Genomic DNA, 23,751 nt, shown 5'->3' on the forward strand with positions numbered 1-23,751 from the left:
CGACCGGCGGGATCACGGATTGACAGGGCGCGTTTGATCCCGGTTAATCCCTCGCAGAAACAAATAAAGACGTCGTCAGGCGTCGAGAACGAAACGCAATCAGGGAGACCACAATATGCGACCGACCCTCCTCACGAAGCTCGGAGCCGCGGCGACAGTCGCCGCCCTGGCGCTCGCCTTCGCGCCGGGAGCCGCCGATGCGGGCCCGAAGGTTCGCTGGAAGATGCATTCCGCCTACGGAACCAATCTCGCCGTGCTCGGCCGGGTGCCGACCTATGTCGCCGATCAGGTTCACAAGATGTCCGGCGGCGATTTCGACATCAAGGTGTTCGAGCCGGGCGCCCTCGCGGGCGGCGCGGCCTATTACGACCCGATCAGCCAGGGCGCGTTCGAGGTCGCGTACGGCACGCCGGGCTTCAACGTCGGCAAGAACTCCGCCTACGCCTTCTTCGGCTCCTGGCCCTTCGGCCCCGGACCAAGCGAATATCTCGCCTGGATGATGTATGGCGGCGGCAACGAGCTGGCGGAGGAGTATTACGGGCGGGACAATATCAAGTTCTTCCTCTGCGGAATGATCCCGCCGGAGACCTCCGGCTGGTTCCGCGAGCCGATCGAAAGCATCGACGACCTCAAGGGCCTCAAGATGCGCTTCTACGGCATGGGCGCGCTCGTGATGCAGAAATTCGGCGTCTCGACCCAGCTTCTGGCGGCGGGCGACATCTATCCCGCGCTCGAGCTCGGCACCATCGACGCGACGGAATTCTCGATGCCGGCGATCGACCGCGACCTCGGCTTCGCCCAGATCGCCAAATACAATTACTTCCCCGGCTGGCACCAGCAGGCGACCACGACCGAATTCCTGGTCAACATGGACGCCTGGAACAAGCTTCCGGAAGAATATCAGGCGATGTTCGAAACCGCCTGCGCCGCCAATGTCGGCTATGAGCTGGCCGATGGGGAAGCGTCCCAGTTCCAGGCGATGCTGGACAACGAAGCGGCCGGCGTCACCAACATGGTCTGGCCGGACGAGATGCTCGACGCCTTCCGCGGCGCCTGGGAAGAGGTCCTGGAGACGGAAATCGCGGCCAACCCGGACGTCGCGCGCATCTGGGAGAGCTACGCCTCCTTCCACGAGAAGTACAAGGTCTGGGGCGACCGCGGCTATCTCAAACGGTGACACACCCATGACGCGGGCGCGGATCATGCGCGCGCCCGCGTCTTCGGCCGAACCCCCGCGCGTTTGTCGACGCTTTCGCCTGAGAGCCCAGGCCCCCGCCCCCGCCAGACCCGCAGCGGCAAGACAAGCAGGCCCATGAGAACCATTCTCGACATCTCCGCCGCGCTCGACGTGGTCGCGCGCGCGGCCGGCAAGGCGGTCGGCTGGCTGATGCTGCCGCTGATCGCCGTCATCATGTTCGACGTGACGACGCGAAAGATCGGAGTGACGCAGAACTTCTTCGCCGATTTCACCATCGACTACGGGTACTCCATTTCGACGATCATGCAGGATCTGCAATGGCACCTGCATGCCGCGATGCTGCTTCTGAGCTTCGGCTTCGGCTATCTCACCAACGCGCACGTCCGGGTGGATGTCTTTCGCGAATTGCTGCCGCGCCGGAAACAGGGGTGGCTCGAACTGGTCGGGCTTCTCGTCCTCGGCCTCCCCTTCCTCATTCTGATGATGGTCTACGGCTGGGAGCTGTTCCACGTCTCCTGGATACAGAACGAACATTCCGAATCCGTGACCGGCCTGAACTGGCGCTGGTTCATCAAGTTCTTCATGCCGGTCGGGTTCGCCCTCACCCTGCTGGCGGTAATCGCCACCCTGGGCCGCCTCGTCGTCTATCTCTTCGGCTCCGAGTTCGACGAGAAGGCCGCGATCGAGGCGCTTGAGATCTTCGCCGACGACTACGCCGAACTGGAGGCCGCGCGCCTCGCCGCCGAAGCCGCGCTTCGCGCCGAAGCCGAGGAACTCTGACCCATGCTTGAGCTTTGGCAGGTCGTCTACGACCATCTCTACGTCTATATCGGCGCCTACATGTTCCTGGCGTTGGCTCTGATGCTCTTCACGGGCATGCCGGTCGGCTTCGCGCTTGGCGGGGTCTCGACGCTGTTCGCGATCTGGGCGATCCATCTCGAATTTCTGGATTGGCCCGTCTTCTATCAGATCGTCACGCGGGCCTGGGGCGGCGGCTCCTCTGGGGCGGCGCACAATCCGATCCTCGTCGCGATCCCCTGTTTCGTGTTCATGGGCACGATGCTGGAGAAATCGAAGGTCGCGGAGGACCTCCTCCACATTCTTCAGATCATGTTGCGGCGGATACCCGGCGGCCTCGCGCTTTCGGTCACCCTGATGGGCACGATCATGGCCGCGACGACCGGGATCATCGGCGCCTCGGTGGTGATGATCACGCTTCTCGCGCTTCCGGCGATGCTGGCGCGCGGCTATTCGCCCGCGCTCGCCACCGGCACGATCGCCGCCTCATCGACGCTCGGCATCCTGATCCCGCCATCGATCATGCTGGTCCTGATGGCGAACCTGCTCGCCGTTTCGGTCGGCAATCTCTTCATCGGCGCGATCCTGCCGGGGCTCCTGCTCTCAAGTCTCTATTTCGTCTATATCATCGTCTTTGCGACGCTGGCGCCGTCCAAGGCGCCGTCGATGAAGAAATCGGAGATCCATCTTCTGCCGAGCAGCAGGCCGCGCGTGCTGCTTTTCTTCGCCATCGCCGCGGTCGCGGTCGCGGTCGCCTATTTCGGCGTCTCCGCCGATCTCGGCGGCGCCAGCATGAACTGGCCGTTCGTCGCCTTTCTGACGATCTTCCTCGCCGCGATGTGGATCGGGAAAATGGAGGGCTCCACCCTCCTTGGCGGCATTCTTCTGGGGTTCGTGCCGCCGATCTTCCTGATCGTGATGGTGCTCGGCTCGATCTTCGCCGGCTGGGCGACGCCGACCGAAGCCGCGGGCGTCGGCGCTTTCGGCGCCATTCTGCTCGCGGCGATCCACCGGACGCTGACCTATGACGTTCTGAAATCGGTGATCATCCGCACCGTCCTGATCAACTCGATGATCTTCTTCATCTATGTCGGCGCGACGGCGTTCTCCACGGTGTTCCGGAACGTCTACGGCGAAGACCTGATCATCGAATTGATCGAATGGATGGATCTTGGGCCCTGGCCGCTGCTCTTCGTTCTGATGGGCACGATTTTCCTGATGGGGTTCTTCTTCGACTTTCTGGAGATCACGCTGATCATCCTGCCGGTCTTCGCGCCGATCATCCGCACCGTCGCGCCCGCGTTCGCCGACCATCTCGGCTACGCCGACCCCACAAACGCCGCCGCGCTCGAGGCGCTACAGGCGCAGGTGATCTACTGGTTCGCGATCCTGGTGTCGGTGAATCTGCAAACGTCCTTCCTGACTCCGCCTTTCGGCTTCGCGCTCTTCTACATGAAGGGGGTCGCGCCGGGTTCGGTGAAGATGCAGGAGATTTATCTCGGGATCATTCCTTTCGTGCTGCTTCAGATTGTCGGGCTCGCGCTGGTTCTGGAATTCCCGAGCCTCGCGCTCTACCTGCCCTCGCTGGTGTTTGAGTGAGGCCCGCCCCGGCCGGAAAGGCCGGGCGCGGCGCGCGGTCTCAATTGCGATAACGCGCCATCGTCCGCCACGCCCAGGCGTCGGCCAGCATCTCCGCCATCGTCGAGCGGCGCGGCCGCCAGCCGAGCGCGGCTTCGGCGCGCGATCCGCCGCAGACGAGCCGCGGCGGATCGCCCGGCCGCCGCGGACCGACCCGCACCGGCGCGCGCAGCCCTGTCGCGGCTTCGGCGGCGTGGATCACCTCCTTCACCGAGAACCCGCGCCCGGTTCCAAGGTTGAGGGTCAGCGCCCCACCGCCCGCCAGAAGATGATCGAGCCCGAGGACATGCGCCTGGGCGAGGTCGAGGACATGAAGATAATCGCGAATGCAGGTTCCGTCCGGGGTCTCGTAATCCGCGCCGTTGACGACGATGGCGGGCCGCGCGCCGGCGATCGCGTCGAGGACGAGCGGCGCGAGATGCGTCTCCGGCTCATGCTGCTCGCCGATGCCGGCCGCCGGATCCGCGCCCGCCACGTTGAAATAGCGGAAGACGACGGCGGCGATCCCGTGGCTCGCATAGTCGCCGATCATCCGTTCGACGGTCAGCTTCGTCCGGCCGTAGGGGTTGATCGGATTCTGCGGATGATCCTCCGTCAATTCCGCGACCGCCTCGCCATATGTCGCGCAGGTGGAGGAGAAGACCAGCCGCCGCACATCGGCGGCGCGCATCGCGTCCAGAAGGTTGAGCGAGCCGACGACGTTGTTCCGCCAGTAGAGCGCGGGGTGCGCCACGCTCTCGCCGACATTGGATAGCGCGGCGAAATGCATCACCGCATCGGGGCGCGCCGCCTCGAAAGCCGCGCGAAGCGCCGCCGGATCGAGAAGATCGCCCTCGATCAGCGGCCCGAACTTCGCCGCCTCCCGCCAGCCCGTGCTCAGATTGTCGAACACGACCGGGCGATGCCCCGCCGCCTTCAACAGCCTGCACGCATGGGAGCCGATATACCCGGCGCCGCCAGTGACCAGAACCGTCGCCCCCGTCTTATCCATCGCGCCGCCCTCCTTCGTTGGCCGCGCGCGGGATCATGCGACTGCGCGCCCGGCCAGCGCGGCTTCGATCCGGGGCGTGTCTTCCGGGTTGTTCAACTCCCAGAACACCGCGCCGCGCGCCTCCACCTCGACGCAGAGGATCTCCGCGCCGTTTTCGAGGAATCTGAGCTGCTCCAGCCCCTCACGGCGCTCCAGCGCGCCTTCCGGCCATGCCAGATACGCCTTGAGCGCCGCCGGACGATACGCGTAGACGCCGACATGATGCCAGACCTCGGGCGGCGCGCCGGTCCAATCGGGGGGCGTGAACGGCAGCACCTCCTTGGAGAAATAGAGCGCGCGGCGGTCAGGGCGCATCACCGCCGTCGTGCCGCCGACGCGCCCGGCCGCGCGATCGGCCTGAAACCCCCGCAAGGCGGCGGCGTCGCAGCGCAGAACCGGCGTCGCCATGGCGCAGTCCGGCGCCGCCTCCATCGCGGCCACGAGCGCCTCGACGAACCATGGCGGCGTCAGCGGCGCATCGCCCTGAAGGTTGACGATGATGTCGTCCGGGGCGGCGCCGGCCGCGGCCTCCGCGCAGCGTTCAGTGCCGTTGCGCGCGGCGGGCGAAGTCATCACGACCTCGGCGCCGAAGGCCGCGACATGGGAGGCGATCCGTTCGTCATCCGTGGCCACCGCGACGCGGGCCGCGCCGGAGACCTTCATCGCGGCCTCCCATGTCCGCCGGATCAGGCTCTTCGTCACGCCGTCCGGGCCGCGAAGCGGCGCGAGCGGCTTGCCGGGGAACCGGCTCGAGGCGTAGCGCGCCGGGATGAAGATCGTGGCCGCCATCGTTCAGATCAGCCGCACGCCGGGCGCATAGGCGATGAAATGGGGATTGTCGGCGCCCGGCTTGCCGTAGCGCAGCGGCTGGTCCGGCGCATCCATTCTCACCACGCGCCCGCCCGCAGCGGCCAGCACCGCGTGGCCGGCGGCCGTATCCCATTCCATGGTCCGGCCGAGACGCGGATAGAAATCCGCTTCGCCCGCCGCGACGAGACAGAATTTCAGCGACGAGCCGGCGGGCCGGAACGCGCCGACCCGGTAACGCGCGATATAATCGTCGGTCGCCCGGTCCCGGTGCGAGGCCGACGCGACGACGGTCAGCGCGTCGTTGTCCGGCGTCGCGACCTGCAATTGGCGGCGCGGGCCGGGCGTGGCGGCGAAGTCCCCTGTCTCCTCCACGGCGCCGCCCGCGTCGAGGGTCTGGAACAGCCGTCCCTTCGCGGGCGCGTACACCACGCCGGCGACGGGCGCGCCATTTTCGATCAGCGCGATGTTCACGGTGAAATCGCCGCCCCGCTTCACGAATTCCTTGGTGCCATCCAGCGGATCGACAAGGATGAACTTCGCCTCGCGCGCGCCGTCATGGTTCGCCGCGCGCTCTTCGGTGACGATCTGGATATCCGGAAAGGCCGCGCGCAAACCTTCATGAATCACCTTGTCGGCGGCGAGGTCGGCGCGCGTGACCGGGCTGTTGTCGGCTTTCATCTCGACGCCGAAATCGTCCTCGCCGTAGATCTCCATGATCTCGCCGCCCGCCGCGAGAGCGAGGCGGCGGAAAACGGCTTCGACATGGTGCGGCATTGACGCTCCTTTTCGGACTTTTCACAGGTATATCGCCGCGATCGCGCGATGATAAGTCTGTCGGCGCCAATTCTCCCGACAGAGATCGACAGGGCCGCGCTCACACGGCGGCGGAGGGGCGCGCGCGGAGGCCCTTGAGCCACGTTTCAAGCGCGGCGCACCCATCCGGCGGGCCGCGGCGCAAGACGCGCATGAAATCGAGCCCCACCCAGGCGGTGATGTCGGCGATGGTGAAGCGGTCCCCGGCGACGAACGGGCTCGTCGCCAGCCGCGCGTCGAGGGCGCGAAGCGCGGCCTCCATCCGCGGGATGCAGGCCGCGCCCCATTCCGGCAGCTGCTCATGCTCGAGCGCGGCCATCGCCGGGATCGTATGGCGCGCGACGAACGCGATGTTCTGCAGGACGGAGAACTCCATCCGCCGCTGCCACATCTCGATGACCGCCGCTTCCTTCGGATCCGCGCCCATCAGGTTCGGCTCGGGATGGAGCGCCTCCACATAGCGGCAGATCGCCACGGTTTCGCTCAAAAAGGTTCCGTCCGAAAGTTCAGCGACCGGAATATGATGGCTGCCGGCTCTCCGCCGATGCGCGTCGTCGAAATGCTCCCCCGCCATGATGTCCAGCTCCACCCGCTCGACCGTGATTCCCTTCTCGGCGAGGAAGATCGAGACGCGGCGCGGGTTCGGCGCGCGGCGGGATTCGAAAATGCGGACAAGGGTGGGAAGAGGCATCGGACGCTCCTTTGAGGCGCAGCGGGCGGGGGACACGGCCGCGCCCATCGCCATAAAAGCGGAGCCGCCGCCGAGGTTCAACCGGCGTCTCGCGGCGGCGCGGCGAATCCGCTTTTCGGCGGAAGGTCGCAATGGATTGATCCGCGCATCCAATGCGCCGATTATCGCCCCCTCCGCGCACGCTTTCGACCGAAGGAGCATTTCAATGCAGGCTTTCAACATCGCCGTCTTTCCCGGCGACGGCATCGGCCACGAGGTGACGCCGGCCGCCGAGGCGGTGCTGGAGGCGGCGGCGGCGCGCTGCGGCTTTTCGCTGGCCCTGAACCGGCTTCAGGGCGGCGCCGCCTGTTGGCGCGACACAGGCCATGAGATCCCGCCCGCCGATCTGAAAGCGGCGGAGGCCGCGGACGCGATCTTCCTCGCCGCCATGGGCCTGCCGGATGTGCGCTATCCGGACGGGCGCGAGATAACGCCGCAAATCTCGCTCCGGTTTCATTTCGACCTTTACGCCGGCGTGCGCCCGGTGCGCCCGATCCCAGGCGTCCGGCGGGTGCTGGCGGACGAGCGGAGCGCGGGGATGGATTACGTCATTCTCCGCGAGAGCACCGAGGGGCTGTTCGCGCCCGCCGCGAAAGGATCCGTCGGCGCAGATGAGGCGCGCGAGACCATGCTGATCACCAGAAAGGTCTCCGAGAAGCTGTTCGACTTCGCCTTCCGCATGGCGGAGCGGCGGAAGGCGCAGGGGCGCCCCGGCCATGTCACCTGCGTCGACAAGGCCAATGTCTTCCCCGCGTTCTGGTTCTTCCGCGACATATTCAAGGAACGGGCGAAAGGCTTCCCCGCCATTGAAACCGGATGCGCCTATGTCGACGCCTTCGCCATGACCATGGCGCAAAGGCCATGGGCCATCGACGTGGCGGTGACCGAAAACATGTTCGGAGATATTCTCTCCGATCTCGGCGCGGCGCTGATGGGCGGCATGGGCTACGCGCCCTCCGCCGATATCGGCGATGCGCACGCCGTTTTCCAACCCTGCCACGGCACGGCGCCAGACATCGCCGGCAAGGGGATCGCGAATCCGACGGCGATGATTCTCTCGGGTGCGATGATGCTCGAATGGCTCGATGAGCGGCAGGGCGCGCCGGAGGCGGGGCGCGCGGCCGCGATGATCCGCCAGGCGGTGGACGCGGCGTTCGCGCCGGGGCGGCTGGTGACCTGCGAGCTCGGCGGAGCGGCCGGCGTGGACAAGGTGCGCGATGCGGTCCTGGCCGAACTGGCCCGAGCCGACGCGTGAGGGCGGGCGCCGCCAGCCGCCCCGGCGCGGCCAGATGACGACGGAGCGTGAGCGCGGGACCGATATCGCCGCACTGGACCGAGCGGACTCGCTTCGCGGAAAGCGGGCGGAGTTTCTGATTCCGGACGGCGTGATCTATCTCGACGGCAACTCGCTCGGCCCGCTGACGAAGGGCGCGAAGGCCCGGATCGCCGCGACGGTGAGCGACGAATGGGGCGCGATGTTGATTCGCGGCTGGAACGACGCCGGCTGGTTCACCGCGCCGGAGCGCGTCGGCGACAGGATCGGCGCCCTGGTCGGCGCGCCGGCGGGCGCCGTGACGGTGGCCGACAACACCTCGATCAACGTTTTCAAGTGCCTGTCCGCCGCGCTCGCCATGCGCCCGGACAGACAAGTGATCCTCTCCGACACCGGCAATTTTCCGACCGATCTCTACATCGCCGAAGGGCTCGTCGCCAGGCTTGGCGGCGGGCGCAAACTGAAGACCGTGGCGCCGGAGGATGTGGCCGACGCGCTCGACGAAAGCGTCGCGGTGATGATGCTGACCGAGGTCGACTATCGCACCGGCCGGCGCCACGACATGGCCGACCTCACCCGCAGAGCGCATGAGGTCGGCGCGCTGACGCTATGGGATCTCGCCCATTCGGCCGGCGCGTTCGAAGTGGACCTGACCGCGTCCGGGGCGGATTTCGCGGTCGGCTGCGGCTACAAATACCTGAACGGCGGGCCGGGCGCGCCCGCTTTCCTCTATGTTCGCCCCGAACGGCAGGCGCGGGTCCGCCCGCTGATTTGCGGCTGGATGGGGCATGAAGCGCCTTTCGCCTTCGACCCGGATTACCGCCCGCTCGCCGGCGTCGGGCGGATGCGCGTCGGCACGCCTCCGGTTCTCTCCCTCGCCGGACTCGACGCGGCGCTCGACGTCTTCGACGGGGTCGAGATGGCCGCGATCCGGGCGAAGTCCGTCTCGCTTGCGAACCTGTTCATCGCCGAGGTCGAACGGCGCTGCGCCGGCCATGATCTCAGGCTGATCTCACCCCGCGACGCCGCGATTCGCGGCAGCCAGGTCTCCTTCGCGCATCCGAACGGCTATGCGGTGACGCAGGCGCTGATCGCGGAAGGCGTGATCGGCGATTTCCGCGCCCCGGACGTGATGCGCTTCGGCTTCGCGCCGCTTTATATCTCCCACGCGGATGTCGTGGCGGCGGCGGAGGTTCTGGCGGCGATCCTGGACGGGCGGCGCTGGGACCGGCCCGAATTCATGATGAAGGCCGCGGTGACCTGAGCGGGGCGGGAACGCCCGCCCAAGCCGCGATGGAGGAGGGGACGCGCATGTCGTTCAAGGGCGGATGGCCCGGGGCGACGATCTCCCGCCCGCCGCCGTGGCGAGACGCGCAATCATGACGAGGCGTTCGCGCCGCCACGGCCCGCGCCTCACCCCGCCGCCAGAAGCGCTGCGATTCGCGCCGCCGCGTCCGCCTCGACCGGGGCGACGCTGAGCGTGAGGCGCCGCCCGGTCGGCGCGCGCTCCGAAAAGGGGGCGACCAGCCGGCCCGCCCGCATCCCTCTCCGCACCAGGGCGCCGTGGCCGATCAGGACGCCGCCGCCGCTTTCCGCCGCCTCGACCGCCAGCGCATAGAGCGAGAACACCGGCCCCGCGGGAGCCAGCCGCGGCGCCTCCGGCGCCGCCGCAGCCCAGAGCGCCCAATCCTCCGCCCATGCGGCGTCGGTCAGGAGCACCTCCCCCGCCAGGTCGGCCGGCCGCCGGAGCCTTCGGGCGACTGCGGGCGCGCAGACCGGGAAAATCATGTCGGCGCCAAGATCCCGCACCGCCCCGGCGCCCGCCGCCGCCTCATAGAACAGCGCGATATCGAACGGCTCGCGCAGAAGATTCGGCGCCCGCTCCACAGCCGAGACGGAGACCGTGATCTCCGGCGCCGCCCGCCTCAACCCGGCGAGGCGCGGCGAAAGCCAGAGCTGCGCCACGGCCGGCAACGCCGCGATCCTGACCGCGCCCGGCCCGGCCCCGGCGCGCAGCGCCGCCGCCGCCGAGCCGAGCCGGTCGAACGCGGCGCCGAGATCCGCCGCCGCCGCCTTGCCGAGCGCGGTCAACGCCACCCCGCGCGCCCCGCGTGTGAACAATTTGGCGCCGATCGCCGCCTCCAGCGCCTTGATCTGCTGCGCGACCGCGCCCGGCGTCACGGACAGCTCGCCCGCTGCGGCGGCGAATCCGCCAAGCCGCGCCGCCGCTTCGAAAGCGCGAAGCGCGGTCAACGGCAATCCTGAACTTCGCGGCGGGGAGAGCGACATGAACTAGGCATAGTTTTTCTCGCCCCGCTCCGCAAGAAAACTGGTTTGCGCCGCCCCGCGCCCGGGAGTTCTATCCGGCGAGGAATAGAGGAGACCCACGATGACCGCGCTCGCGCCCCGCCCCTGGCTCACCGCCGCATCCGCCCGGCTGATCGCGGCTGGAGCGGAGACCGCCGCCGCGCTGCCCGCACCGGCGATCGCCGGCCAGATCGAGGCGCTTGCGGCGCGAAGCCGCGACATTCACGAACGCGACTGTTTCAACCTGAACCCCGCGACCAATGTCCTCAACCCGCGGGCGGAGGCGATCCTCTCCGCGGGGCTCGGCTCGCGCCCCTCCCTCGGTCATCCGGGCGACAAATATGAAACCGGTCTCGAGGCGATCGAAGAGATCGAGATCATCGCCGCCGAACTTGCGGCGGAAGTCTTCAAGGCGAAGTTCGTGGAATTTCGCGTCGCTTCGGGCGCATTGGCGAATCTCTACGGCTTCATGGCGCTGGCGCGGCCGGGGGACGCGATCATCGCGCCGCCATCCTCCATCGGCGGGCATGTCACGCACCATGAAGCCGGAGCCGCCGGGCTTCGCGGGCTGGAGATCCATGACGCCCCGGTGGACGCGGACGGATACACCATCGACGCGGCGGCGCTCGCCGACCTCGCGCGGCGGGTGAAGCCGAAGATCATCACCATCGGCGGCAGCCTGAATCTCTTCCCGCATCCCGTCGCTCCGATCCGGGCGGTTGCGGATGAAGTCGGCGCGAAGCTGATGTTCGACGCCGCGCATCAATGCGGCATCATCGCCGGCGGCGCGTGGCCGAACCCGCTGGATGAAGGCGCGGACCTGATGACCATGAGCACATACAAGAGCCTCGGCGGGCCGGCCGGCGGGCTGCTCCTCACCAACGACCCGGCGATCGCCGAGCGGCTGGACGCCATCGCCTTCCCCGGCCTCACCGCCAATTTCGACGTCGCGAAGACCGCCGCGCTGGCGATCACCCTCGCCGACTGGAAGGTGGCCGGGGCCGATTACGCGGCGCGGATGATCGCGCTGGCGCGCGCGCTGGCGGCCGCGCTCGCCAAGGCCGGGCTGCCGGTGTTCGCCGCCGGGCGCGGCTTCACCCGATCGCATCAATTCGCGCTGGAGGCGGCGCGCTGGGGCGGGGGGCAGGCCGCCGCCAGACATATCCGGAAGGCGGGATTTCTCGCCTGCGGCATCGGGCTTCCCGGCGCGCCGGTCGAGGGCGACATGAACGGCCTCAGGATCGGAACGCCGGAACTCGCCCGCTGGGGGGTGGAGGAAGCCGACATTCCGGAGATCGCCGACCTTCTCATCCGCGCGTTGACGACCGACGCGCCCGAAACGCTGGCGGCGGAGACGAAGGCGCTCCGGTCGCGCTTCGACAGGATCGGCTTTCTCGCGGAGCCTCGATAGAACCGGCGGCCCGGGCGCATTTCGAAAACCAGGCGGCCGCGCATCCCGGCGCCTGGGGCCTCCCTTCACCGCGCCTCTCCTGCGGCGGGCGGGGCGATTGTCACGGCCGGCGGGGCGAATGGGCGTGAACCGCTTGCAGCGCCCGGCGCGCGCTGTAGTCTCAGGGCGGACCTCACTCCGGAAAGACTCATGACCGACACGCCTCCCAACGCCACATTCGCCAAGTTCGGCTGGCCGCGCACCCGCATCGCGGATCTGGAGCATTGGGGGGTGATGCTCCGCCCGGATCAGCCGACGCTCGGCGCGCTTGTTCTTTGCTGCAAGCAGCCGGTTCAGGCCTTCGGCGCCGTCGACGCCGCCGGTCACGCGGAGTTGGGGCGCGCGGTGAAGGCGGTGGAGGCGATGCTCGCCGCCGCGATCGGCTATGAGAAGATCAACTATCTGATGCTGATGATGCAGGACCCGGATGTCCATTTCCACGTCCTGCCCCGTTACGCGGGCGCGAAACGATTTGAGGATCTGGAGATCGAGGATCAAGGCTGGCCCGGCCCGCCCGCGCTCGGCGCGTTTCTGACCCCGGATGCGAGCCAGGCCGACAACCTGACCGCGCATCTCCGCTCCCATTGGAAATTCTAGTTCATGGCGCAATGGAAAGTGCTGGTTCTGGCGGGGGACCGCGGGCCGGAAGACCCGATCGCGAAGGCGGCGGGCGTCTCCACCAAGGCCTTCGCCAAGGTCGCCGGCGCGCCGATGATCGATCATGTTCTGGCGGCGCTGGAGGCGGCGCCGGAACTGGGCGAGGTGGCCGTCTCGATCTCGCCGGACGCGCCGCCGCTGCCGGCCGGCGTTCTGCGGCTCGATTCCGCGCCCACCCCGGCGACAAGCGCGGCTGAAGGGCTGGCGGCGCTCGGCGCGCCTCTTCTCATCGTCACGGCGGATCACCCGCTGCTGACCGCCGCGATGATTCATGATTTTCTGAAGGGCGTCGAAGCGGCCGATATCGACGCCGCCGCCGCCGCGAGCCTCCGCGCGGTGGTGGAGCGCGCCGGCAACTCCGCGCGCCGGACTTATCTGAAATTCGCCGACGGCTGGCTTTCAGGCTGCAATCTTTTCGCGATCGCGACCGAGCGCGGCGGCGGCGCGATCCGGTTCTGGACCCGGATCGAGGCGGATCGGAAAAAACCGCTGCGAATGGCGATGAATGTGGGCTTCTTCGCGCCGGTTCTCTACGCGCTCGGGCGTCTGACCCGAAAGAAAGCGGCCGCGATGATCGCCAGAAAGGCCGGATGCCGGGTCGAGATCATCCTTCTCGATCACCCCGAGGCGGCGCATGACGTCGACAAACCCGCCGACATGGCCTTCGCCGAAACGAGGCTCGCCCAGCGCTGAAAAACACCGCGCCATCGCCTCATGTTCCGCGCATGACATGATGAAACGCGCCGCTCCGACGATCGCGAAAACCGCATATTCAACGTCTGAGCCGCAAAGTGGCGCAAAGGCGACAGTCCCCGGCAATCAACCTTTGCGATTCTACCTTTCTACGGCCGTCTGGCTATCCTGATCCGGCACCCCGGAAGAAGATGGAGGCGACCGTAATGAAGTTTGCTACATTGATGGATCGGGAAATGTCCCAGCATGAAGAACTATCGGTTCTTCGCTCTGAACTGGACTGTACAGTCAGAAATGATCCCTTTCCCTATCTCGTGGAAGACTCTGTATTAGATGAAGACATTTATCGGAGTCTGGAGCGGGACTTCCCCGCCGATGAGGTGTTTTTTCACAATATGAACGGCGTGAAGAACAATCAGGCCGTGCGAATCGGCGCGGCCGAAGTGATCGGGAACCTGGCTTTCTCCCCTGAATGGCGCGCCTTCTTCGAATGGCACACGTCACACGGGTTCTGGCGCGACATCCTGCGGGTGTTTGGCCCAGCGCTCCGCGCCGAATTCCCCACGCTCGAGGAGAAGATCGGGCGCCCGATGGAGAAATGGCGCGTCAAGCGCCGGGGCGAGCCGGGGGAGGCGGAGGTGGCGCTCGACCTCCTCTTCGTCATCAACACGCCGGTGACGCGGGAAAGCTCCGTCCGCCCGGCGCATGTGGACCGGAAGAACAAGATATTCAGCGGTCTCTTCTACATGAAGCAGCCGGGCGACCCGACGCCGGGCGGCGATCTTTCGCTCTATCGGTTCAAAGCGGGCCGCGAAGGGTTCGGCGGGCATTACGCCGAGCTTTCCGATGTCGACGAGATCGCGACGGTCCCTTACGGCGCCAACAGGTTTGTCGGCTTCGTCAATTCCGCGCGCGCCATCCATGGGGTCACGCCCCGGCCCGTCACCGATTGGACCCGCCGTTACATCAATTTCGTCGTGGAGACGCCGGTGGACGCGTTCGCGCTCAAGCCGCTGCCGTTTTTGCGCCGCATCCCGGCCGGACTGAGGCGGCGCTGGACGAAATCTCGCGGCGTCGACCTGCGCTTGCCGCCGCCGGATTGACCCTCAGCCGCGGCTGAGCGCGGCGAGCCGCGCCGCCACCTCGCGCCGCTCCGCCGCCATGCGCTCCGCCGCGCCCTCGAGCCGGATCAGCGCCCCGTCGCGCCGCGCCCAGCCGCGCGAGACGAGCGCGGCGTGCAGCGCGTCGAGGTTGGGCGGCGGCGCGAAAAATCCGCGCCCGCCCGCCGAAAGCCAGCGCCGGCCCGGCCCGGTCGCACGGGCGGCGCGAATCCAGGCCGGGGCCGGAGCCGGCAGGATCGACACGGGCGCTCCGGTCGCCGCGGCGTCCGCGAGAAGGGAGATGCTGTCGCCTGAAACCAGCGCGCCCCGCGCTTCCGAAAGCCAGCGCCGATAGGGGTTGTCCCCATCCGCGCGCCATTCATGCAGCTCCGCCCGCGGCAGAAGCCGGGCGAGCGCCGCGCCCGCGCCCGCCGGGCTGCGCGGCGATGTGGCGATGGAGAGCGGCGCGTCGGCGGCGGCGGCGAGCGCGTCAGCGGCCGCCGCAAAACGCCTCAGATAAGCCGGCGTGACGCGGGCCGACCAGCTCGGCCCGCCAAGAAGCGCGAGGAAGCGCCGCTCCGCGGTCCGCCCGATCGGCGCGGTCAGCGGCAGGGTCATCTGAAGGACGTTGTCCGCGCTGGCGAGCCCGTATTGCGGCGTCGTGAGCACCAGCGAGAACCATGAGAGCGGCGCTCGCGGCCGCCCGATCCAGACCAGCCGCGCCTGTCCCGCGCTCGTCTCCGCGATCCAGCGCGCCGCCGGCGCGTTCCGCCGGCCCGCGCCGATCACCAGATCGGGCCAGGGGGGCCCGAAACCCGGATCGCCTTTCACCGTCGCCAGCGAGGCGCCGAGCCAGGCGTTCGGGATCTCGCGAAGACGGTTGTGACCGAGAAGAAATTCGCGCGCCGGCGCGCCGAGCATCGCCGCCAGCGCGCGAACCTGCGCGTCATCCCCGGCGCGGCGACTGAGCAGAAGCCAGACGCGCGCGCTCATTTGAGGCCGGCGCGCGCGGGCTTGAGCACCAACGTCCGGTAAAGCACCGCCAGCCGATGGACCAGAACGATCGCCTGCCGAAGAAGGAGCGCGAGCCCCGCGCCGACAAGTCCCCACCACTGAATGAAAAACCAGAGCGCGGCGCAGAAGATCGCGGTGGAGATGACGGCGGAAAACAACAGCGCCTTCTCCTTCCGGATCGTCAGCATCACCGGCTCCACGGCGAAGCCGAGCGCCATCAACCCCGCCGCCGTGCCCGCCGCGATCAGGAGCGCCGAGGCCGCCGCCGCCTCCGCGCCGAAGAGCGCCGTCAGCAGCGCCTCACCTCCGAGAAGGAGCGCGAGACAGAAGACCAGAAGCCCCGCCCCCGCCATCGTCAGCGTCCGCACCAGCAGCCGCAGGATGGTGCGCCGGTCTCCCTGCGCCTCAAGCCAGGCGAACTCCGGGAAGATGATCGGCCCGAGCAGGGAGGAGACGCGGGTGAGCGATTCCGTCATCTGCCGGACGACGCCGTAAAGCCCCGCGGCCACCGGGCCGAGCATGCCGCCAACCACCAGAACCGTGGCGTGGGTGAGGATCGTGTCCATGAGCGACGTCGCGTTCAGCACGATCACGAAGCGCCAGATGCGCGGGAACCCCCGCGTCAACTCGCTCCAGCGGGCGGCGAGGCGCGGCGCGAGGCGGCGGCGCCTGAGCTCCCCCGCCGCCGCCAGCATCAACTGGAACCCCGAGAGGAACGACGCGAGGATCCAGACGACGATCAGCTCCTCCAGCCCGCCGCCGAGCCAGTAGACCCCGGCGGCGCCGATGAACCGCAGCACCGCGTTGAGCGCATGCTGGCGCACCAACACCGCGAAGCGGTCGAAAAGCCGCAACACGCCCGTAGGCGTCGCCGACGTGATGAACGGGATGGTGAGCACGAACCAGGGCGCGAGCGCCATCGCCTCCGGCGGCCAGTCGAGCCAACGCCCGATCAGCGGCGCGGCGGCGAGCCCGACGCCGATCGACACGAAAAGCCCGATGATGTCGAGCCGGATGGTGAAGCCGACCACCCTGCGGAAATCTTCGTCCCGCCCGGCCGCCAACGCCTCCGCGCCGAATTTCGTCACCGTCGCCCATGACTGGAACTTGAGCAGCCCGCCGATCAGCCGGACATACGCCTGAAGAAGGATGACGACGCCGAAGGCCTCGAAGCCCACGGCCCGGACCGCGATCGCCGCGGCGGCGAGGTTGACGAGGCCGAACACCGCCCGGCCGCCCAGCAGCATCGCCGCGTTGCGGCGCATGCGCCGCCAGACGCCGCCATAACCGCCCTGGGCCTGAGGCTCCTTTTCTTCGGGCTGCTCAGGCTTCATGCCGCATGATCCCTCTGGCGCGGCGCTGGTCAGCCGCGGAGGGGATCGTTATATGAGTGGGGTTGCGGCCCGCAAGGGTCAACTCCTCGCCATGCGGAGCTTCTGAGATGATCGACACGGTATTCGTTCACACCAACGCCCAGCAAATGGTGGGGGCCATCGTCGCCAGACATTCCCTGAAGCGTCAGGCCTCCGACCCGGCGAGCTTCGACGTCCGCATTCTCCAGCGTGAGGATTTTCAGATCTTCGAGACCTTCGAAGGGCGCAAGTTCCTGCGCGCCGGCGGCTGGCGGGTCTGGAGGAATGACGACCTGCAAAGCTTCACGCCGCTGCGCTTCGCGCCGCCCGAGGTGATGGACTATCAGGGCCGCGCCATCGTGATCGATCCGGACGTCTTCGCCGTCGGCGACATCTGCGAGCTCTTGAAGCGCGACATGGGCGGCTGCGGCGTGCTCGCCCGCCCACGCCCCGGCCACAACGGCCGCGAAGACTACATGGCCACCAGCGTCATGCTGATGGACTGCGCCAAGCTCCGCCACTGGCGGATGCAGGACCAGTTCGAGGCCATGTTCCGCGGCGAGCTCGACTATGAGGACTGGATCATCCTCGCCAACCAGCCGGCGGGAACCGTCGGCCCGCTTGAAGAATACTGGAACCAGTTCGACCGGCTGACGCCGGAGACCCGGCTCCTCCACAACACCAAGCGGCGCACTCAGCCCTGGAAGACCGGCCTGCCGATCGACTTCACCAACCGCGTGCCGCTGGTTGGCAAGTTCCTGCCCAACGCCGGCATTCGGCTTCCCGGCAAATACAAGCAGCATCCGGACATGCGGCAGGAAAACCTGTTCTTCGCCTATCTCTCGGAATGTCTCGACGCAGGCGCGTTGACGGAGGCGGATGTCCGCCGCGAAATGGCGGCGAACCATGTCCGGCATGACGCGCTGGAGCGGGTGAAAGCCGCGCCGAGCGTGGACGCGGTGCTGTCCGCGGCCGCCGCGTAATATTTCATGGTTTTGGCCGGCGCGCTGTTCTTGCGCTAATTCAGGTTCTCCCTAAATCAGCATGGGCGGGACAAGCGAAGCCCTCGGTTCATTGAAAATATGAACCGAATCGCCGCGCTTTCGTTGTCCCCCCGAACCTCTGATTGGGCGGGCTTTCCTGATGAAGCTTCTTTTCACGTCGATTTGCGAATCCGGCGCCTATGTCATGCGCGGGCGGCAAATCGCCGCCTGCCGCGCGGAGTGGCGCGCCACCGCCGAACCGACTCGCGCCGACTTCCTGCACGCGGACGCGCTGGTCGTGATCAAGGACGTGAATGAAGAGGTCCTGCGCATGGCGCGGAAGTTCAGGCTCCCGATCATCCACGATGCGCTCGATTTCTGGCCGCAGGTGAAATCCACGCTCCTGCCGCCAAGCCGCGCGCAGCGCATTCAGGCCGTCGAAGAGATCGCGCCGGCGCTTTTCTGGCGTCTCAGGCGCCTGTCCCCCGCCCTGATCCTCTGTACGACCGCGACGATGGCGCGCGACCTCGCCGCCTTCCCGGCTCCGAAAGCCGTGGTTCGCCACCATGCCGACCCGCGCCTCAGGCCGTCGCCGGCCCAGACCGGCGCCGCCACGAGACGCCTGCTCTATTTCGGCAAGCGCCGGTTTCTTGGCGAATGGGCGGAGCGGATCAGCCGCGCCTGCAGGAAACTCGGCGCGGAGTTCCTGGCGGTGGATATCGGTCGGGGCGCCTGGACCCCGCCGCCTCCCGCCGCGGCGATGATCGCCGTGCGCGGCGGGCGCGACGGCTCCTGGCTTTCACGGCGCTGGAAATCGAACGTGAAAGCGGCGACCGCGCAGGCGCTCGGCCTGCCCTTCGTCGCCTGGCCCGAATCCGCCTATCTGGAGACGGCGCCGGAATCCTACTGGTTCGAGGATGAGCCCGGCCTGGTTGAAGCGATCTCCGCCGCGCTCGCGCCGAACGCGAGACGGCTTTCCCGCCATTTCACCGCCCAGGATTCGGCCGCGGAGCTGGAAGCCGCGGTTGAGCGCGGCCTCGGCGACGCCTTCGGCATGGACAAACACCTGCTCATGGTGTGAAAGAACCAGCGAAGCTCACAAGAAGACAGGTGGTTCGCCCTTGACTAACGCTGTTCTCCTTAGCGCCGGGCAGGGCCGGCGGCTTGGCGCGCTGACCGAGGATCGCCCGAAATGCACCGTGATGATCGGCGAGCGCAGCCTCGTCGAATGGCAGGTGCGCGCGCTGATCGCCGGCGGGGTCAAGGACATCGCCATCGTCACCGGCTTTCGCGCGCCGATGATCCGCGCCACGCTGGAGCAGGCCGACCTGCCGGCCAACATCGAATATATCTTCAATCCGTTCTACAGCGTCGCGGATAACATCGGCTCCTGCTGGCTCGCACGCGAGCGGCTCGGCGAGGACAGCGTCCTGATCAACGGCGACACCGTGTTCGACCCGCGCATTCTCGGAACGGTTCTGAAGCGCGCCTCCGCGCCGATCTCCATCACCATGGACCGCAAGCCCGCCTATGACAGCGACGACATGAAGGTGCGCCTGTCGGGTGAGCGGCTGACCGATATCGGCAAGACGCTGACCCATCCGATCGACGGCGAGTCGATCGGCATGCTGCGGTTCCAGGGCGAGGGCGCGCAGCTGTTTCGCAACAAGCTCGAAGAGGTTCTGGCCGATGTCGAGGCGCTGAAGCTCTGGTACCTCTCCATCATCGACCGGATCGCGAAGACCGGGTCGGTCGGCTTTGTCGATATCGACGGCCTGCCCTGGGCGGAGGTCGATTTCGCTCAGGATATCGAGACCGCGAAGGCGGCGGTCTCGCAGTTCAAGCTTTAGGCGCTCAATCCGCGAGCCATGAGGTGAGCGCGCCGCGCCGGGCGGCGACGAAGCCCTGCGCGATCTGCGCGCCATGAACGATCAGCCCGACCAGCACCCAGAGCGCGACGGCGAAAAACCCCTCGCGCGGCGCGCCGACAAGCGTCGCCACGGTCAGGATCGCGAGATTCGGGTTCCGCCGCGCCGTGATCTGGCGGAAGAAGCTGTCGAACGGACGCCAGATATGCATCTCGATGCCGAAACGGGCGATGAACACCCCCTCCATCACGCGCTGGATCACATAGCCCGCCAGGATCACCCCAAGCGCGAGCCCGCCATCGCCGGTCTCCTCGCCCACGGCCGCCAGACCGACCGCCCACGCCCACCACCAGAACGGCGGATGGATCAGATCGACGCCATGATCGAGAAAATCGCCGAACTTCGATGAGGTCAGCGTCGCACGGGCGAGCTTGCCGTCGACCGTGTCGAGAAAGGTCATCACCCAGGCGGCGATCAGTCCCGCGCCGAACGCGCCGTTCCAGAACAGCCAGAAGGTGAGAAACACCAACACGACGCTCGCCAGCGTCACCTGGTTGGGGCTGATCCCGAACCGGACGCAAACCCGGACCGCCATCAACGCCGGAGCCGGCCAGACATGTTTGGTGACGAAATCGGTGACGCCCTTGTAAGTGGCGTCGAAGATCTCCTGCTCGGCGCCCGCCTCATCGCCGGGGCCCACCCGCCGCACCATCGGGTCGGCGCGCTTGCGAAGCACCTTGTCGTACCGCCCGGCGAGGGCCGCCCCGGAAAGCGCCCCGGGAGGCGCCGCGTCTCCACCGGCCAACGCCGCCGCGGCCGCCGCCCGGTCCTCCGGGGCGACCACGCCCGCGAGGCGCCCCTCGCCATCCTTCAGCATCGTTCCGGGCGCCGCCGTCGCCAGCGCCGACAGCACCGAGCCGCCATAGACATGCTGCGCCGAAAGCAGGATGTCCGCGCCCGCCGCCGACGTCGCCGCGGAGAGGCCGGCGCGCGGCGCCTGCCGGGCCAGCCGTTCACGCGGGCTGAGGCCGAAGACGGACGCTGCGCTGTCTCCGACGATAAAGGCGGCTGGGCGGCTGTCGGTCATGCTGATCCTTCCCGGGGAGGCGAAGCGGAGCGCGCTCTACGCGCGCGCCGACGCGATAATTAGGGGATTGCGCCGCGCTGGTCCATCGCCCCTCTCTCGCTCTCGCGGGGGCCGCATCGGCAAGAGCGGATCTTCGGGGGCCTTCATTGGGTCTTATACGGCGTGCGTGACCGCGGCGCCCCCGGAGCCAACCTGTCCCGTAGCGCTTCATTCCCGTCTTCCAAAGGGATCAAACACCCAGGCTCGGGGCTCACACCCTGAATATGATGGTTGCGGCGATGCGAATGGCGGACATGAAGGTGCGCGCGCCTCGGGCGGGGCGATCCGCCGCCACTGGCGCCGCACGAATGGCGGCGGCGCCGGCCAAAATCTTCCCTATCCGCGCCCAGCCCACTCAAGAAGCACGCCCTTCGCCGGCGCGCCAACGGTTGCGCCGATGGCGGCGGCGGCGCGGTTGACCGCGGAGATCACGCCCGTCTCGAACGCTGAACGCGCGTCGCCGATGCGGCAACTCTCCGCGGCGACGGTGAAAGCGGCGATATCGCGCGCATCGAGCGCCGAAAGCCGCGCGAGGCCGGCGGCGTCCATTCCAATTCCGGCGTCGTTGAACACCGCCGCGTAGGCGTCCACCTGCAGCGCCATCCTGGGTTCGCCCCCGACAAGGCCGCCATGCGAACCCGTGACGACGATCCGCCCGGCGTCCTCCGGTCTGACCATGGCGGCGGAATCGATGAGAACGATCCGCCGCGCGCCGGCCTGATCGTAGAGGCGCCTGCCTTCATCGATCGGCGGCGGCGGCGCGGTGGACAGAGGCGCCGCCGCCAGCTTTTCCGCCGCCTCGCGCACGCCGTCGCCCGGCGCGACGCCGAGCGACGCCGCGATCCCGTTCACCCGGCTGACGCGTCCGCGCGCCAGCATGTCGGCGGTGTCGCCGATGCGGCAACTCTCGCTGGAGACCGCGGCCGCGGCGACGCCGAGCGCCTGAAGATAGGGGAGAGAGCCGACGCCGGCGTCGTCGAGGCCGATCCCGGCGTCGCAGAGAATGGCGGCGCGCACGCCGCCCTTCGCCATCAGATATCCCGGATAGACCCCGCCATGGGAGCCGCAGACCACGACCGCTCCCGCCGCGTCTTGGGGCAGTTTGGTCGCGGTGTCCGCGGTGACGAACATCGGCGCGCGCTCAGGCGACACGGTCGCCCTTCTTGACCTGGACGGTGCGGTTGTCGACGCCGGGCAGCATGTTCGCGGGGTCGCGGGTGACGACCACGTCGATCAGCGTCGGGCCATCGGCGTTTTCAAACGAGCGCGCGAGCGCGGCGCCGATCTCGCCCGGATCCTCGACCCGGACGCCCATGCAGCCGAGCGCCTCGGCCACATTGGCGTAGTTCATCTCCGCCAGATCGCTCGACTGATAGGCGTCGCGCCCATACATCAGGTGCTGCAACGCCTTCACGTAGCCGGAGGCGCCGTTGTTCACCACGATCACCGTCAGCGGCAGCTTCAGCCGCCGCGCGGTCTCCAACTCCCCCATCACCATGTTGAAGCCGCCGTCGCCGGTGAGGCCGATCACCCGCCGGCCCGGCGCCGCCAGCGCCGCGCCCATCGCCCCCGGGAGCCCGTAGCCGATGGAGGCGAAGCCCCGGTCCGGCACGAAACCGCGCCCCGCCGTCTTGGTGTCGAAAAGCAGGGCGCCCCAATGCGCGGCGAAACCGCCATCGGCGACGAGAACGCCATCCGCCGGCAGCGCCTTGTTCACCTCATGCAGCAGGCGCGCCATGTTGATCGGCCGCTCCTCAGAGGTGAGGCGCGCATCCACCGATTTGCGCCATTCGGCCATTTTCGACGCCACCTCGTCGGCGTAGCCCTGCTGGCGGGCCCTGATCGCGGCGGCGTCGGTCGCCAGCGCGCCGGCGATGTCCGACAGGCCTTCCCTCGCGTCCGCCCAGAGCCGCAGCGTCGGCGTGAAGGTCCGGCCGAATTCCTCCGCCACATTGTCGAGATGGATGACGGTCTTGTCGCCCGCCGGCACCGTGTAGCGTTTCGTCGCGATCTCACCGAGCTTGCAGCCGACGACGAGCAGGCAGTCCGACTGCTCGATCAGGGCGTTCGCGATCCGGTCGTACCGCCCGAACACGCCGGCGCTGAGCGGGTCCGCGCAGGCGATCGCGCCTTTGCCGGTCATGGTGTGCGCGACGGGAAGGTTGAGCGCATGCGCCAGCGCCTCCGCCGCCTTCGCCGCGCCGCTGATATGGACGCCGCCGCCGCACAGCATCAGCGGCCGCTTCGCCGCGCCGAGCAGGCTGGCCGCGCGGGCGAGATCCGCCGAGGCCGGCCGGCAGCGCAGCGCCGGCGCGCTCGCCAGCGCCTCGTCGATCTCGAATTCCGCCGGATCGAAGGCGAACGTGTCGTGGCAGATATCCTCCGGGATATCGACGACGACCGGCCCGGGGCGCCCCGAGGTCGCGACATGGAAGGCGCGCTTCACCAGTTCCGGGATCCGCTCGATCATCTCGACGCGGATCAACTCCTTGCAGGCGGGGCGCAGAATCTCCACCTGCCGCGATTCCTGCGTCATGTTCTTCCAGGAATGCATCCGGTGCGTGTCGCCGACGAAGACGACCAGCGGCGAGCCGGCGTTCAGCGCCTCCACAAGCCCGGTGACAAGGTTGGTCGCGCCCGGCCCCAGCGTCGCGTCGCAGACCCCGACCCGGCCGGAGACCTTGGCGTAGGCGTCCGCGATGAAAACCGCGCAGCGCTCATCGTTGATCAGGTTGTGGTCGAGCCCGATCCGCCGCGCCGCGTCATAGAACGGCAGAAGCTGGAACCCGCCCATCCCGAACATCGGCCCGATCTTCGCAGCCTTCAGAATCCGCGCAATGGCTTCCCCGCCGGTCATTTCATTGGGGATTGAGATTGCGGTCATATGGCGTCTCCTTCGCGGACGGTCATG

22 protein-coding genes are annotated in these 23,751 nt (G+C 68.1%); 12 read left to right on the top strand and 10 right to left on the bottom strand.

Annotated elements, in window-relative coordinates; genetic code table 11:
- Window positions 1-115: 115 nt before the first annotated feature.
- The 3 genes from WG921_RS13475 (at window position 116) to WG921_RS13485 (ending at window position 3,595) form a co-directional block, all read left to right on the top strand.
- A complete protein-coding gene (locus WG921_RS13475; RefSeq protein ID WP_340109764.1) occupies window positions 116-1,177 on the top strand; it encodes a TRAP transporter substrate-binding protein in 1,062 nt (353 codons plus the stop codon).
- A gap of 135 nt (window positions 1,178-1,312) precedes the next feature.
- Window positions 1,313-1,978, top strand: coding sequence for a TRAP transporter small permease subunit (locus WG921_RS13480; protein ID WP_340109765.1), 666 nt, complete (start codon window positions 1,313-1,315; stop codon window positions 1,976-1,978).
- Between the two features lie 3 nt (window positions 1,979-1,981).
- Window positions 1,982-3,595 carry a TRAP transporter large permease gene (locus WG921_RS13485; protein ID WP_340109766.1) on the top strand — a complete coding sequence of 538 codons (1,614 nt, stop codon included), beginning with the start codon at window positions 1,982-1,984 and terminating at the stop codon, window positions 3,593-3,595.
- 40 nt (window positions 3,596-3,635) lie between these two features.
- Here the strand turns inward: WG921_RS13485 and galE are convergent, their stop codons facing one another.
- From galE to WG921_RS13505, 4 genes are all read right to left on the bottom strand, one after another.
- Window positions 3,636-4,625: a UDP-glucose 4-epimerase GalE gene (galE, locus tag WG921_RS13490; protein WP_340109767.1), complete on the bottom strand. Its 990-nt coding sequence runs from the start codon at window positions 4,623-4,625 to the stop codon at window positions 3,636-3,638.
- Between the two features lie 33 nt (window positions 4,626-4,658).
- On the bottom strand, window positions 4,659-5,453 hold the full coding sequence (locus WG921_RS13495) for a 3-deoxy-manno-octulosonate cytidylyltransferase (protein ID WP_340109768.1): 795 nt from the start codon (window positions 5,451-5,453) through the stop codon (window positions 4,659-4,661).
- Between the two features lie 3 nt (window positions 5,454-5,456).
- Window positions 5,457-6,248, bottom strand: coding sequence for a 3'(2'),5'-bisphosphate nucleotidase CysQ (cysQ, locus tag WG921_RS13500; RefSeq protein WP_340109769.1), 792 nt, complete (start codon window positions 6,246-6,248; stop codon window positions 5,457-5,459).
- Between the two features lie 100 nt (window positions 6,249-6,348).
- Entirely contained in the window at window positions 6,349-6,978 is a 630-nt protein-coding gene (locus tag WG921_RS13505; protein ID WP_340109770.1) for a glutathione S-transferase family protein, read from the bottom strand.
- Window positions 6,979-7,183: 205 nt separating this feature from the next.
- On the opposite strand from WG921_RS13505, the gene WG921_RS13510 reads away from it, so the two are divergent.
- Together WG921_RS13510 and kynU are read left to right on the top strand one after the other, a co-directional pair.
- Complete coding sequence (locus tag WG921_RS13510; RefSeq protein WP_340109771.1) at window positions 7,184-8,272, top strand: isocitrate/isopropylmalate dehydrogenase family protein; 1,089 nt, start codon at window positions 7,184-7,186, stop codon at window positions 8,270-8,272.
- A gap of 34 nt (window positions 8,273-8,306) precedes the next feature.
- Entirely contained in the window at window positions 8,307-9,554 is a 1,248-nt protein-coding gene (gene kynU, locus WG921_RS13515; protein WP_340109772.1) for a kynureninase, read from the top strand.
- A 149-nt stretch (window positions 9,555-9,703) separates the two neighbouring features.
- Here the strand turns inward: kynU and WG921_RS13520 are convergent, their stop codons facing one another.
- Window positions 9,704-10,543, bottom strand: coding sequence for a LysR substrate-binding domain-containing protein (locus tag WG921_RS13520; RefSeq protein ID WP_340109773.1), 840 nt, complete (start codon window positions 10,541-10,543; stop codon window positions 9,704-9,706).
- A 136-nt stretch (window positions 10,544-10,679) separates the two neighbouring features.
- Between WG921_RS13520 and WG921_RS13525 the strand changes: the two genes are divergently transcribed.
- The 4 genes from WG921_RS13525 (at window position 10,680) to WG921_RS13540 (ending at window position 14,500) form a co-directional block, all read left to right on the top strand.
- Window positions 10,680-12,008 carry an aminotransferase class I/II-fold pyridoxal phosphate-dependent enzyme gene (locus WG921_RS13525; protein WP_340109774.1) on the top strand — a complete coding sequence of 443 codons (1,329 nt, stop codon included), beginning with the start codon at window positions 10,680-10,682 and terminating at the stop codon, window positions 12,006-12,008.
- A 189-nt stretch (window positions 12,009-12,197) separates the two neighbouring features.
- Entirely contained in the window at window positions 12,198-12,644 is a 447-nt protein-coding gene (locus WG921_RS13530; protein ID WP_340109775.1) for an HIT family protein, read from the top strand.
- A 3-nt stretch (window positions 12,645-12,647) separates the two neighbouring features.
- Window positions 12,648-13,397: an NTP transferase domain-containing protein gene (locus tag WG921_RS13535; protein ID WP_340109776.1), complete on the top strand. Its 750-nt coding sequence runs from the start codon at window positions 12,648-12,650 to the stop codon at window positions 13,395-13,397.
- Between the two features lie 395 nt (window positions 13,398-13,792).
- Entirely contained in the window at window positions 13,793-14,500 is a 708-nt protein-coding gene (locus WG921_RS13540; RefSeq protein WP_340109777.1) for a hypothetical protein, read from the top strand.
- Window positions 14,501-14,503: 3 nt separating this feature from the next.
- Here WG921_RS13540 and WG921_RS13545 read toward each other — a convergent pair whose 3' ends face one another.
- Window positions 14,504-15,490, bottom strand: a complete 987-nt coding sequence (locus WG921_RS13545; protein ID WP_340109778.1) for an ELM1/GtrOC1 family putative glycosyltransferase — start codon at window positions 15,488-15,490, stop codon at window positions 14,504-14,506.
- Window positions 15,487-16,845: a lipopolysaccharide biosynthesis protein gene (locus WG921_RS13550; RefSeq protein ID WP_340109779.1), complete on the bottom strand. Its 1,359-nt coding sequence runs from the start codon at window positions 16,843-16,845 to the stop codon at window positions 15,487-15,489. The genes WG921_RS13545 and WG921_RS13550 overlap by 4 nt, the downstream gene beginning before the upstream one ends.
- Before the next feature lie 107 nt (window positions 16,846-16,952).
- On the opposite strand from WG921_RS13550, the gene WG921_RS13555 reads away from it, so the two are divergent.
- The 3 genes from WG921_RS13555 to WG921_RS13565 all read left to right on the top strand — a co-directional run bounded on the left by WG921_RS13555 (window position 16,953) and on the right by WG921_RS13565 (window position 19,696).
- The gene (locus WG921_RS13555; RefSeq protein WP_340109780.1) at window positions 16,953-17,846 is read left to right on the top strand and encodes a hypothetical protein; all 894 of its coding nucleotides are present in this window, start codon (window positions 16,953-16,955) and stop codon (window positions 17,844-17,846) included.
- 160 nt (window positions 17,847-18,006) lie between these two features.
- Window positions 18,007-18,927, top strand: coding sequence for a hypothetical protein (locus WG921_RS13560; RefSeq protein ID WP_340109781.1), 921 nt, complete (start codon window positions 18,007-18,009; stop codon window positions 18,925-18,927).
- Between the two features lie 40 nt (window positions 18,928-18,967).
- The gene (locus WG921_RS13565) at window positions 18,968-19,696 is read left to right on the top strand and encodes a phosphocholine cytidylyltransferase family protein (protein ID WP_340109782.1); all 729 of its coding nucleotides are present in this window, start codon (window positions 18,968-18,970) and stop codon (window positions 19,694-19,696) included.
- Window positions 19,697-19,700: 4 nt separating this feature from the next.
- On the opposite strand, the gene WG921_RS13570 is transcribed toward WG921_RS13565, so the two are convergent.
- The 3 genes from WG921_RS13570 to WG921_RS13580 all read right to left on the bottom strand — a co-directional run bounded on the left by WG921_RS13570 (window position 19,701) and on the right by WG921_RS13580 (window position 23,724).
- Window positions 19,701-20,801, bottom strand: coding sequence for a CDP-alcohol phosphatidyltransferase family protein (locus WG921_RS13570; protein WP_340109783.1), 1,101 nt, complete (start codon window positions 20,799-20,801; stop codon window positions 19,701-19,703).
- Window positions 20,802-21,176: 375 nt separating this feature from the next.
- Complete coding sequence (locus WG921_RS13575) at window positions 21,177-21,992, bottom strand: hypothetical protein (RefSeq protein WP_340109784.1); 816 nt, start codon at window positions 21,990-21,992, stop codon at window positions 21,177-21,179.
- On the bottom strand, window positions 21,982-23,724 hold the full coding sequence (locus tag WG921_RS13580) for a thiamine pyrophosphate-binding protein (RefSeq protein WP_340109785.1): 1,743 nt from the start codon (window positions 23,722-23,724) through the stop codon (window positions 21,982-21,984). The genes WG921_RS13575 and WG921_RS13580 overlap by 11 nt, the downstream gene beginning before the upstream one ends.
- Window positions 23,725-23,751 lie beyond the last annotated feature (27 nt).

Source organism: Paludibacillus litoralis, assembly GCF_037646705.1.
Lineage (GTDB): Bacteria > Pseudomonadota > Alphaproteobacteria > Rhodobacterales > Rhodobacteraceae > Pikeienuella > Pikeienuella litoralis.

Coding starts and splice junctions, on each gene's coding strand:
- WG921_RS13570 (WP_340109783.1), bottom strand. CDS start 20,801: ATGACCGACAGCCGCCCAGCCGCCTTTATCGTCGGAGACAGCGCAGCG.
- WG921_RS13535 (WP_340109776.1), top strand. CDS start 12,648: ATGGCGCAATGGAAAGTGCTGGTTCTGGCGGGGGACCGCGGGCCGGAA.
- WG921_RS13530 (WP_340109775.1), top strand. CDS start 12,198: ATGACCGACACGCCTCCCAACGCCACATTCGCCAAGTTCGGCTGGCCG.
- WG921_RS13505 (WP_340109770.1), bottom strand. CDS start 6,978: ATGCCTCTTCCCACCCTTGTCCGCATTTTCGAATCCCGCCGCGCGCCG.
- kynU (WP_340109772.1), top strand. CDS start 8,307: ATGACGACGGAGCGTGAGCGCGGGACCGATATCGCCGCACTGGACCGA.
- WG921_RS13485 (WP_340109766.1), top strand. CDS start 1,982: ATGCTTGAGCTTTGGCAGGTCGTCTACGACCATCTCTACGTCTATATC.
- WG921_RS13475 (WP_340109764.1), top strand. CDS start 116: ATGCGACCGACCCTCCTCACGAAGCTCGGAGCCGCGGCGACAGTCGCC.
- WG921_RS13510 (WP_340109771.1), top strand. CDS start 7,184: ATGCAGGCTTTCAACATCGCCGTCTTTCCCGGCGACGGCATCGGCCAC.
- WG921_RS13480 (WP_340109765.1), top strand. CDS start 1,313: ATGAGAACCATTCTCGACATCTCCGCCGCGCTCGACGTGGTCGCGCGC.
- WG921_RS13560 (WP_340109781.1), top strand. CDS start 18,007: ATGAAGCTTCTTTTCACGTCGATTTGCGAATCCGGCGCCTATGTCATG.
- WG921_RS13580 (WP_340109785.1), bottom strand. CDS start 23,724: ATGACCGCAATCTCAATCCCCAATGAAATGACCGGCGGGGAAGCCATT.
- WG921_RS13555 (WP_340109780.1), top strand. CDS start 16,953: ATGATCGACACGGTATTCGTTCACACCAACGCCCAGCAAATGGTGGGG.
- WG921_RS13550 (WP_340109779.1), bottom strand. CDS start 16,845: ATGAAGCCTGAGCAGCCCGAAGAAAAGGAGCCTCAGGCCCAGGGCGGT.
- WG921_RS13495 (WP_340109768.1), bottom strand. CDS start 5,453: ATGGCGGCCACGATCTTCATCCCGGCGCGCTACGCCTCGAGCCGGTTC.
- galE (WP_340109767.1), bottom strand. CDS start 4,625: ATGGATAAGACGGGGGCGACGGTTCTGGTCACTGGCGGCGCCGGGTAT.
- WG921_RS13540 (WP_340109777.1), top strand. CDS start 13,793: ATGAACGGCGTGAAGAACAATCAGGCCGTGCGAATCGGCGCGGCCGAA.
- cysQ (WP_340109769.1), bottom strand. CDS start 6,248: ATGCCGCACCATGTCGAAGCCGTTTTCCGCCGCCTCGCTCTCGCGGCG.
- WG921_RS13525 (WP_340109774.1), top strand. CDS start 10,680: ATGACCGCGCTCGCGCCCCGCCCCTGGCTCACCGCCGCATCCGCCCGG.
- WG921_RS13545 (WP_340109778.1), bottom strand. CDS start 15,490: ATGAGCGCGCGCGTCTGGCTTCTGCTCAGTCGCCGCGCCGGGGATGAC.